Raw genomic sequence first — 12048 nt, 5'->3', positions numbered from 1 at the left:
TTGAAGTCCGTGGACGACACGCCGCTGTCGATCGTGATCGCGCCGACCGCGATCACGTTGGAGGCCAGCGGGTCGGGTGCGCCGCCCGGCAGCGTGCCACCGCTCGGATCGACGATCACCTGCTGCACCGCCGAAGCCACGGCGATGTTGCCGGCCAGGTCGACCAGATCGGCCTGCAACTGGTACACGCCGCTGTCCAGCGTCGTGCCGGTGTAGTCGTAGGTCCACACGCCACCGACGACCGTGGTGTAGCCCAGGTGCACGCCATTGAGCAGCACGTCGACGTGGGAACCGTCGGGTGCGTTGCTGGTGCCGCTGAAGACCAGCGTCTGGTCGTTGGTGTTGAAGTCGTTGGTAAACACGCCGCTGTCGACCGAGATGGCGGCGATGCCGATGGCCTTAGTGGCCAATGGGTCGGGCGCACCGCCCGGCAGCGTGAAACCGCTGGGATCGACGATCACCTGCTGCACCGCCGAGGTCACGGCGATGTTGCCCGCGACGTCGACCAGGTCGGCCTGCACGTTGTAGATGCCGCTGTCCAGCGCGGTGGCGGTGTGGTCGTAGGTCCACACGCCACCGATGACGGTGGTGTAGCCCAGGTGCACGCCGTTGAGGAACACGTCGACATGGGAACCGTCGGCCGCGTTGCTGGTGCCGCTGAAGATCAACGTCTGGTCGCTGGTGTTGAAGTCGTTCGTGTACACGCCGGTGTCGAGCGTGACGGCGGTCACCGCGATGGTTTTCAGCGACACGGGGTCGATGCCGTCTGGACCCGGCAGCAGCTGGCCGCTGGTGTCGATGGTGACTTGCCGCACGTTCGACGACGCGGCGACGTTGCTGGCGTCGTCGAGGATGTCGGCACGGAAGTTGTAGTAGCCCGACGCCAGGGACACGCTGGTGTAGTCGAAGGTCCAGACGCCGCCCACCACGGTGGAGTAGCCGATGTGGACGCCGCCGAGCCGCAACTCGACCCTGCTGCCATCCGCCGCGCTGCTGGTGCCGCCGAGGACGAGGGTGGTGTCGAAGGTATTGAAGTCGTTGTCGTACACGCCGGTGTCGGCCGTGATGTGCGTGATGGCGATGGTGGCGAGCGACCTCGGGTCGACGCTGCCGTCCGGCATGAGCGCACCGCTGGTGTCGACGACGACGTTCCATGCGGCTGACGGCGCCGAGGACTTGCCGGCCGCGTCGGTCGCGGTGGCGGTGATCGGGTGCGTGCCGAGATTGAGCGCCGATTCAGGCGTGAAGACCCAGGTGCCCGTGGCGTCGGCCATGGTGGTGCCAAGGTACTTGCCGTCGTCGTAGAGCGTGATCTCGCTGCCCGGCGTCGACGTGCCCGAGATGGTCGGCGTGTTGTCGTCGAACGGTTGGCCGCTGGCGACGAGCCCTTGCGGCACGCCGACGTCGTCCTTGACGGACACGATGACCGGTGCATCGGGCCGCGACACCTCGTGGATCGGGAAGGCGGCCGTGGGCGCGCTCTCGCCGAGCGAGGTCGTGACGGTGGCCGTCAGGTTGTGCAGGCCCGGGAGCAGGCTGACCTGGACCGGGATGGTCCATTCGCCGGTGTGGACATCGGCGAAGGTAACGCCCAGCACCGTGCCGTCTCCGTCGTACAGCGTGACCATGCCGCCCGGCCTGGCCTTGCCGCTGACCACGGGGCTCGGGTCGTCGGTGTAGCCGTCGGGTTGCAGCGGGCCGGTGGTGTCACCGACCAGGTCCAGCACCTGGTTGATCGCGATCGGCACGTTGCTGGTGTCGACGGTGAAGTGCAACGCGCTGGTCGGCTGCGACGTGTTGCCGTCCGGATCGGTCGCCGTGGCGACGAACGAATGAGGGCCCGGCTCCAGTACCGGCGTGTAGCTCCAGTTGCCGTCCGCGTCCACCGACACGGTGGCGAGCTTGACGATGCCGTCGTACACGGTGACCGTTCCGTTGGGCACGGCCGTCCCCTTGAAGGTCGGCGTGGCGTCGTTCGTCGTACTGCCTTCCGTGATCGGGCCGACGTCGGCCTCGACGTTGTCGATCAGGGTTCCGAGCGGCGGTGCCGGCGGTGTGATGTCGATGCTGATCGTGTACGGGCCGGTCGGCGGAATGATGTCGCCGTTGGCCGCGATGGAGGTGGCGGTCAGCGTGTGCGTGCCTTCCGACAGCTCGGGCGTGGTGATGATCCAGCGACCGTCGGCGCCCGCCGTGGCGGTGCCCAGGATCTGATTGTTCTCGTCGAGCAGCGTGATGTGCGCGCCCGCCTGCGCGGTGCCGACGACCGTGGGCGTCTTGTCGTTGGTGCTGCCGTTGGGCTGGATCTCGGTGGCGTTCTCGCCGACGTCATCGATGACCGCCGTGATGGCCGTGGCCGTCGCGACACCGCCGGTGAACACCTGGAAGTCGAATTCGGCGGACGGCGTGCCGACGTTGCCCGACGCATCCACTGCGGTGGCGGTGATGGCATGACTGCCGTTGAGCAGCGGCTGCATGGGCGTGAAGACCCATTTGCCGTCGGCGTCCACGTCGGCCCGGCCGATCTCCACACCGTGGTCCTTGATGATCACCTTGCTGTTCTTCTCGGCCACGCCGTGGAACTCCGGCTGGCTGTCGTCGATGACGGTGCCCACGCCGCTGGCGAATTCGCCGTGCGTGAGGCCCTGGTCGTCGTACGCCGTCTTGATCTGCGTGGGTACGTCGGGCGCGGTGACGTCGACCACCACGTTCCAGACGTTCGAATCCAGCGATTTGTTGCCCGCCTCGTCGGTGGCTCTGGCAGTGAGCAGGTGCGACCCTTCCTTGAGCGGGCTGACGACCTGGAACACCCAGTTGCCCAGCTCGTCCGACATGACGCTGCCGAGGCGTGCGCTGCCTTCGTAGATGCTGATCTTGGTCTTCGCCGGCCCGGTGCCGTACAAGGTCGGCGTGGTGTCGTCGCTCGGAGCGCCGGAAGCCACGTAGCCCTTGATGTCGCCCGCGTCGTCCTTGTTCTTGACGATGACGGGCGCATCCGGCGCCGTCAGGTCGACGTGGATCAGGAAGGCCGCGGTCGTGGTGTCGCCGGTGGCGGTCGACACCTTGGCGCTCAGGCCGCGCAGGCCTTCGGCCAGGTCGACGGTGGGCAGGATGCTCCATTCGCCGGTGCTTGCATTCGCGAGGGCGGTGCCGAGCACCCGGCCCTGGTCATCGAACAAGGTGACGAGGCCGCCCGGCGTGGCAACGCCGCTGACGCGCGGACGCACGTCGTCCGTGTACCCGTTGGGCGACAGCAGCCCCTGCACGTCGCCGACCTTGTCCAGCACTTCGTAGATCGCCACCGCCACGTCGCGCGCGTCGACGGTGAAGTTCACGGCAACCGTGGACGGCCCGACCTCGCCAGCCACGCTGGTCGCCGTCGCGGTGATGGAATGCGGGCCGTCTTCGAGCGCACGTTGTGGCGTGAAATGCCAGTTGCCGTTCTCGTCCGCGGTGGCCGTGCCCAGCACGATGATGCCGTCGCGCACGGTGACCAGGGCGTTCGGATCGGTCTTGCCCGCGATGAGCGGTTTGGCGTCGTTCGTGGTGTCGCCGTCGAGGATCGGCCCGGTGCCCGGTGCCACGTCGTCGTCCAGACTGAGGGTGGTCACCGGCAGGTGGAGATCGATCTTGATCAGGTACGGCGTCGTGGGTTCACTGACATGACCGGTCGCCGGATCGGTCGCCGTGACGATCAGCGTGTGCTGGCCCTCCGGCAGGATCGGCGTGGTGATGCTCCACCATCCGTCGGCACCGGACGTGACGGTGCCGAGCACCTGGCCGTTCTCGTTGTACAGCGTGACGGTGTTGCCCGCCGGCGCCGTCCCCTTGACGGTGGGTGTCTGATCGTCGGTGGTGCCACCCGGGGGGATGTTGGTGATCGGCCCCACGTCGTCGAGCACGTTGGTGATGGCCACGCCCGTGGGCACGCCACCGACGAGCACCTTGAGGTCGAATGCGGCCGAGGGATTGCCGGCATTGCCGGCACTGTCCAGCGCGGTGGCCGTGATGTGATGGTCGCCGTTGATCAGCGGCTCCGTGGGCGTGAAGGACCAGATGCCGTTGCCGTCGGCCTTGGTCCGGCCGATTTCCACCGTGCCGTCCTTGATGATGACGGTGCTGCCAGCTTCGGCCACACCGTAGAAGTCGGGGTTGGGGTCGTTGGTGGGCGTGGCCGAGCCGCTGACCAGGAAGCCGGTGTCCGGCGCCTGGTCGTCGGCGACCAGGGTGATTCTGGTGGGCGGGACGTTGGGCGCCGTGACGTCGATGTTCACGATCCAGATGGCCGACGGAAGCGACGTGTTGCCGGCATCGTCGGTCGACGTCACCCTGATGTTGTGCGAACCTTCATTGAGCGGCGGGTTGGGCGTGAATTGCCAGTTGCCCAGCGCATCCGCCTTGACGGCACCGAGCCATAACGTGCCGTCGTAGATGTCGACGATGCTGTTCTTCTCGGCCGAGCCCGACAGGCCCGGCGTCGTGTCGTCGCTCGGGGTGTCGGAGGCGATGTAGCCCTGATAGACACCCACGTCGTCCTTGTCTTTCAGGATCACCGGCTGCAGCGGTGCGATGGTGTCGATCACGATCGTGAAAGACGCGCTTTGTGCGCTTTCTCCTCCGGCCGAGGTCGTGACCGTGGCGGTCAGGTCATGCGTGCCTTCCGTGAAGTCGTAGGCGGGCGTGAGCGTCCATTTGCCGGCGCTGGTGGCCACGGTCTGGCCGACGAGTGCATGGGTTTCGTCATAGACCTTGACCACGCCGTTGGGCGTGGCGGAGCCGCTGAAGGTCGGGCGCACGTCGTTGGAGTGCCCATCGCGCTCCAGCGGGCCGACGATGTTTTCGACGTTGTCGAACACCTCGTCGAGGGACACGACGAGCGCTCGGGTGTCGAGGGTGAAATTGATCGTGCTGGGATCGGACACGTTCCCGGCCCGGTCGGTCGCGATGGCGATGAACGAATGGGGGCCATCGTCCAGGCGCTCGGCGGGCGTGTAGCTCCACTTGCCATCGGCACCCACAGGCACGATGGCGAGCACCTCGATGCCATCCATCACGGTGACGGTGCCCAGAGGATCCGCCGTGCCGAAGAACCGGGGGGTCGGGTCGTCGGTGCTGTCGCCGTTCGCGATGAGACCTGTCTTGACGCCGACGTCGTCCTCCAGGGAAGCGACGGGTGCCGCCGGGATCTGCGTGTCGACGTTGATGAGGTACGGCGACGTCGGAGCGCTGACGTTGCCCGCCGAATTGGTCGCGGTGACGGTCAGCGTGTGCTGGCCGTCCGACAGGTGCGACGACGTGATGCTCCACAGGCCGTCCGCGCCAGCCGTGGCGGTGCCCAGCACCCCACCCTTCTCGTCGTAGAGCGTGACCAGCTCGGCCGGCTGCGCCGTGCCCTTGACAGTGGGCGTGTCGTCGTTGGTGTAGTCGCCGCGGCCGATGTTGGTGATGGCGCCGACGTCGTCGATGACCTCGGTGATGGCCGGCGCGGTGGGGAGCCCGCCCGTGACCAGCTGGAAGTCGAGGGCGGCCGAGGGCTGGCCCAGGTTGCCGGCCTCGTTCATCGCGATGGCGGTGATGTGGTGAATGCCGTTGTGCAACGGTTCCACCGGCACGAAGTGCCAGGTTCCGTCGGCAGCCACCTCTGCGGTGCCGAGCTGCTTCGTTCCGTCCTTGATGATCACGATCGTGCCCGGCTTGCTGTCGGCCGTGCCGTAGATGTCCGGGCGGGCGTCGTCCATGACGGGAACGACGTCGGGATCGCTGTAGTCGAGCGCCCCCTGCTTGGTGCCCTGGTGGTCCACGATGGAGGTGATCGTCGTGGGCGTGGCCGGCACGCTGGTGTCCACCGTCAAGGCCCATTCGGCCGATGGCAGCGACACGTTGCCTGCCGCGTCCGTGGCCTTGACCGTGAGCGGATGATCGCCGTCGTTGAGTGGCGATTTCGGCGTGAAGGACCAGTTGCCCAGCTCGTCTGCCTTGACGGTACCGATCGCGATGCCGCGGTCGTAGATGGTGACCTTCGCATTCCCTTCCGCCGTGCCGTACAGGCTGGGCGTGCTGTCGTCGGTGACCAGCTTGCCCGACGTGGTGATGCCCTCGATCGGGCCCACATCGTCGAGGACTTCCAGGATCGCCGGTCGAGGCGGCGGGACGTTGTCGACATGGATCGGGAAGACGTCCGTCGGCTCGCTCACACCGGCCGCCACGGTCGTGACGGTGGCCGTCAACTCATGGAGGCCTTGCGCCAGTTCGACAGGGATCTTGAGTGTCCATTGACCCGTGTGGATGTCGGCCGTGGTGATGCCCAGCACTTCCAGGCCCGCCCGGTCGTACACCGTGACCTGTCCGCCTGGCGTGGCGTAACCGCTGACCGTGGGGTGACGATCGTCCGTGTATCCGTCGGGCGACACCGGGCCCTGGATATCGCCATAGGCGTCCAGCACCTGGTGGATCACTACGTCGACGCCGCGCGTGTCGATGGTGAAGTTCACCGGGGACGTGGGCGAACCGACCACGCCGGCGACACTCGTGACCGTCGCGCTGATGGAGTGCGGCCCCGGGTCCAGGGCCTTCAGCGGCGTGTATTCCCAGTTGCCGTTCTCGTCTGCCTGCACGGTGGCCAGCACGATGATGCCGTCGCGCACGGTGACGGTGGCGTTCGGGTCCGTCTTGCCTGCAATGTAGGGCTCCTGGTCGTCCGTCTCGCCGCCGTTCAGGATCGGTCCGGTGGAAAGGCCGACGTCATCGGTCAACGTGAGGGTGGTCGACGGGCGATGGGTGTCGACGGTGATCACGTACGGCATCGTTGCATCGCTGACATCGCCTGTCGTCGGATCGGTCCCCCTGACGGTCAGGCCGATCTGGCCGTCATCCTGATGCGCCAGCGTGATGCTCCATTGGCCTTTCGAGTCCGCGGTCGCGCGGCCCAGCACTTCGCCCTTGTCGTTGTACAGCTCGACCACTTCGTTGGCTTGCGCCGTACCCTTGACGGTGGGCGTGTCGTCCTTGGTCGTGCCACCTCGGGTGATGCTGATGATTGCACCGGCATCGGTGTCGTCGAGCACGTTGGTGATGGCCGGTGCCGTGGGCACGCCGCCGGTCAGCAGCTCGAAGCTGAACGGGACCGATGTCGCGCTGAGGTTGCCCGCGGCATCCATGCCGGTCGCCGTGACATGGTGGATGCCGTTGAGCATCGGCTCGGCCGGCGTGAAGCTCCAGGTGCCGTCGGCACCGACCACCGTCCTGCCGAGTTCCACCTTGCCTTCCATGACGATGATGGTGATCCCTGCCGTGCCCGTTCCCTTGAATTCGAGGCGGGCGTCGTCTGTGGACGGAAGGGGGGTATCGGCGTTGTTCTTCAGCTCCGCGGTCTGACCCTGGTCGTCGTACGCCGAGCTGATCGCGGGGACCGCAGGCGCCTTGGTGTCGACCGTCACGCCCCACTCGGGAGAAGCTGCGGACTTGTTGCCGGCCTCGTCGGTGGCCTTGGCCGTGAGCAGATGATCGCCATCGTTGAGCGGCGTCGCCGGCGTGTACGTCCAGTTGCCCAGCTCATCCGCCTTGACGGTGCCAAGCAGCTGGCCCCGGTCGTAGATGCTGACGATGCTCTTGGGCTCGGCCGTGCCCGTCAGGGTGGGCGTGGTGTCGTCGCTCGAGTCGCCGGGCTTCAGGTCGCCCTGGATCGGGCCCGTGTCGTCCTTGACCGTCAGGATGACCGGTGCGTCCGGTGCGACGATGTCGACATTGATCGGGAAAACGGCCGTGGCTGCGCTTTGGCCGGCCGCGGCGGTCGTGACCGTGGCGGTGAGGTTGTGCAGACCCGCACCCAGCGTGGCCGTCGGCGTGATGCTCCATTCGCCGGTGTGCACGTCGGCTGTGGCGGTGCCCAGCACGGTGCCGTCACCATCGCGCAGCGTGACGAGTCCGCCTCGCGTGGCCTTGCCGCTGACCGTGGGATGCTGATCGTCCGTGTATCCGTTGTGCTGCAGCGGCCCGGTGATATCGCCGACCTTGTCCAGCACTTCGTTGATCTCCACCAGTACCTTGCTCGTGTCGACGGTGAAGTTCACCGCCGGCGTGGCCGGCCCCGTCTTGCCAGCTTCACTGGTCACAGTGGCAGTGAACGAATGCGGACCGTCGTCCAGTTCCGTCGGCGGCGTGTACGTCCAGTTGCCGTCCTTGTCCGCCCGCACGGTGGCCAACACGCTGATGCCATCGCGCACGGTGACGGTGGCGTTCGGGTCCGTCTTGCCTGCGAAGAGTGGTGTCGAATCGTCCGTGACGTCGCCGTCCAGGATCGGGGCAACCACACCGACGTCATCGGTCAGGCTGGCGGTGGTCGACGGAATGTGGAGATCGACCTTGATCAGATACGGGGCCGTCGGCGGGCTCACCACGCCGGTCGTCGGGTCGGTCGCCGTGACGCTCAATGTGTGCTGACCGTCCGCCAGTTTCGGCGTGGTGATGCTCCACTGTCCTTCCGCATCGGCTGTGGTGGTGCCAAGCACCACGCCCTTGTCGTCGTACAGCGTGACGCTGTTGCCCGCCGTTGCCGTGCCTTTGACGGTGGGCGTGTCGTCCTTGGTCGTGCCACCTCGGGTGATGCTGATGATTGCACCGGCATCGGTGTCGTCGAGCACGTTGGTGATGGCCGGTGCCGTAGGCACGCCGCCGGTCAGCAGCTTGAAGTTGAACGGAACCGATGCCTCGCTGAGGTTGCCCGCAGCATCCATGCCGGTCGCCGTGACATGGTGGATGCCGTTGAGCATCGGCTCGGCCGGCGTGAAGCTCCAGGTGCCATCGGCACCGACCACCGTCCTGCCGAGCTCCACCTTGCCTTCCATGACGATGATGGTGATCCCTGCAGTGCCCGTTCCCTTGAATTCGAGGCGGGCGTCGTCTGTGGACGGAAGGGGGGTATCGACGTTGTTCTTCAGCTCCGCAGTCTGGCCCTGGTCGTCGTACGCCGAGGTGATTGCGGGTACAGCGGGTGTCTTGGTGTCGACCGTCACGACCCACTCGGGAGAAGCTGCGGACTTGTTGCCGGCCTCGTCGGTGGCTTTGGCCGTGAGCAGATGATCGCCATCGTTGAGCGGCGTGGCCGGCGTATACGTCCAGTTGCCGAACTCGTCCGCCTTGACGGTGCCAAGCAGCTGGCCCCGGTCGTAGATGCTGACGATGCTCTTGGGCTCGGCCGTGCCCGTCAGGGTGGGCGTGGTGTCGTCGCTCGAGTCGCCCGGCTTCAGGTTGCCCTGGATCGGGCCCGTGTCGTCCTTGACCGTCAGGATGACCGGTGCGTCCGGCGCAATGACGTCGACATTGATCGGGAAGATGGCCGTAGCCGCACTCTGACCCTCGGCCGTGGTCGTGACGGTAGCGGTTAGGTCATGCAGGCCTTCCGCCAGTGCGATGGAAGGCGTGATGCTCCATTCACCGGTGTGCACGTCGGCCGTGGTGGTACCCAGCACGGTGCCATCACCATCGCGCAGCGTGACGAGTCCGCCCCGAGTGGCCTTGCCACTGACCGTGGGATGCAGGTCGTCCGTGTATCCGTTGTGCTGCAGCGGCCCGATGATGTCACCGACCTTGTCCAGCACCTCGTAGATCGCCACCAGTACCTTGCTCGTGTCGACGATGAAATTCACCGTGACAGGAGGCGGCAACGAAACGTTGCCCGCCGAATCGGTCACCGTCGCGGTCAGCGAATGACGGCCGTCGACCAGTTCGGAGGGCGGCGAAAAGCTCCAGTGACCGGTTGAATCCACCAGGACTTTGCCCAACTCGGAAACGCCGTCGGTCACCGTGACCGTGGTGCCGGCCGGTGCCGTGCCGGCAAAAACGGGGGTCGCATCGTCGGTGATCGTGCCTTCGGTGATGGGACCCGTGTTGGGGCCGACGTTGTCGGTCAGCGTGGCGGTCGCTGCCGCCGGCCGCTGGAGATCGACGGTGATCGGGTAGGGAGCGGTTGGCGGACTGACTTGACCCGTTGTCGGATTGGTTGCAGTGACGCTCAGCGTGTGATCCCCATCTGCCAATGTCGACGTCGTGATGCTCCATTGGCCATCTGCATCAGCCGTGCCCGTACCGAGCACGACGCCTTTCTCGTCATACAGCGTGACGATGCTGCCCGCGGGGGCCGTGCCCTTGACGGTAGGCGTCTGGTCGTCGGTGCTGCCACCCTTTGCAATGCTGGTGATCGGACCCACGTCGTCGAGCACGTTGGTGATGGCCGGTGCGGTGGGCACGCCTCCCGCAAGCACGTTGAAGTCGAACGCAGCAGATGGCTGGCTGACATTGCCAGGCGCATCCATTGCAAATGCCGTGATGTGATGCGCACCGTTGAGCAGGGGCGTCGTGGGCGTGAAGGTCCATGTGCCGTCATCGGCTACGACTGCCGTGCCGATCTGAACACCGCCGTCCTTGATGATGACGGTAGTCTTGGCTTCGGCCGTGCCGGCGAAGACCGGCCTGGCGTCATCGATTGCCGCGGCTGCGCCATTGGTTATCTCGCCCGTCGACGAACCCACGTGGTCCGTGACAGAAGAGATCACGGGCGCGTCGGGCGCGATGGAGTCCACCACGAAGCTGACCGACTGCGCTTTCGGGCCAGTGTTGCCAGCCCGGTCCGTGACGTTCACGTCCAGGACGTGCCGGCCATCGGCCAGCGTACCGGTCGGCTTGAACGACCAGTAGCCCTGTGCGTCGACGTCGACAGAACCCAGCACCGTCGTGCCATCGTAGACAGTCACCCGTGCGCCCGGTTCCGCCTTGCCAGCAATGGTAGGACTGACGTCATCGGTGACGGTGTCGGTGTTGATCTGACCCGTGATGGAGCCCTTGGTGTCCGTCAAGCTCTGGATAAGGGGCGCGAGAGGTGCAGTCGTGTCGACTGTGAATTCGATCGCCTCACTTTCCGGGCCGGTGTTGCCGGAACCATCGGTCACCTGCGCCGTGAAGGAATGGTCACCCTCATCGAGAGCGCTGCCCGGCTTGAAACTCCACTCGCCGGAAGCATCGGCGGTGGTGGTACCCAGGAACTTGCCACCGTCTCGCACGGTGACCAGACCTCCCGGCTCGGCAGTGCCTTTGTACTCAGGGGTCGGATCGTTCGTGAGACCCTTGTTGGTGCCGTCCCCGAGTATCGGCCCCTGCGAAATACCGACATGATCGATCACGCCTTCCACGACCGGTGCCAGCGGCGGCGTGAGATCGGTGACGCTCACATTTGTGGGAGGGCTGACGCCCCCGCCACCCGCCGTATCCGTGACGGTGGCACTCCATTCGCCCAGCGATTGGCTGGGCATGTCGATCTCGAGTGAAAAATGGCCGGTTGCATCCACCGTGACCGTGTGGAGTGCACCTGTCGGGTCCTTGATGGTGATCAAGCCACCAATCAGATCGGCTGTGCCCGAGATGTCGGGCTTGCCATCACCATCGATATCGGCAATCTTCAAGTTCTTCGGTGCCGAGGGAACGACCACTGCAGCAGCAGCGGCCGGCACGGCACTTCCGCCGCCGCTGTTGCTGCCGGCAATGAGTGCCGCAGTTCCCACGCCGAAGGCACCCAATATCCAAGACGTTCCGGCGTCACCTGCAAACAATGCCGGCACGCTCGTTGCGATCGGCATCGGATCGATGAGCGCCGCCGAGGCAGCAGCCGCGTCAGTCGACGCGTCGGCCAACACAATGCCGGTCGAATCACCATCTGCCAGCATGGCCACCAATCCGTCCATGTTTGCCTCGGCGGACGCGGCGTCGACATAGGGATCCTGCTCATCCAAACCCACCGTTGTCGCGCTCGGGTCCGCATCGACATCGCCATGGTCCGCAGCGTCATCGGTTTTTTGCCGTACCTGCGCTTTGAGCAGGCCTTTATTTTTGGCCATATCAACCGAATCGGCAGGATTGGTTGCCGGCGCGGTGAGCTTGTCGAGTACGTCGGGCCTGGTCGCCAATGGCTGGGTACCGGACTGGGTGCTGCTGGGCTTGGTGGAGGATTGTTGAGCCATGGTATGAACTGGTGAAAATGATGTGAACAAAAAAGATCGC

General features: G+C 65.9%; 2 protein-coding genes and 1 pseudogene. 1 reads left to right on the top strand and 2 read right to left on the bottom strand.

Features of this window, described 5'->3' with window-relative positions; translation table 11 throughout:
* On the bottom strand, positions 1-11222 hold an 11222-nt coding region (locus AC07PZ_RS24300), incomplete at its 3' end, for an Ig-like domain-containing protein (protein WP_495297790.1).
* Positions 11223-11267: 45 nt separating this feature from the next.
* A pseudogene (locus AC07PZ_RS24295) lies at positions 11268-11627 on the bottom strand (hypothetical protein); the annotation flags it as partial.
* A gap of 192 nt (positions 11628-11819) precedes the next feature.
* Between AC07PZ_RS24295 and AC07PZ_RS24290 the strand changes: the two are divergent.
* Positions 11820-12023 (top strand): hypothetical protein, encoded by a 204-nt coding sequence (locus tag AC07PZ_RS24290; RefSeq protein ID WP_495297715.1) that lies wholly within the window; start codon positions 11820-11822, stop codon positions 12021-12023.
* The last annotated feature ends 25 nt before the right edge of the window (positions 12024-12048 follow it).

Source organism: Variovorax sp. GW821-FHT10B04 (genome assembly GCF_059415645.1).
Note: the sequence above shows the minus strand (reverse complement) of the source record. Positions and strands in the feature narration are given on the sequence as shown.

Excerpts from the sequence above, each read along its gene's own strand:
- AC07PZ_RS24290 (WP_495297715.1), top strand. The coding sequence starts at position 11,820 with ATGGTCCGCAGCGTCATCGGTTTTTTGCCGTACCTGCGCTTTGAGCAG.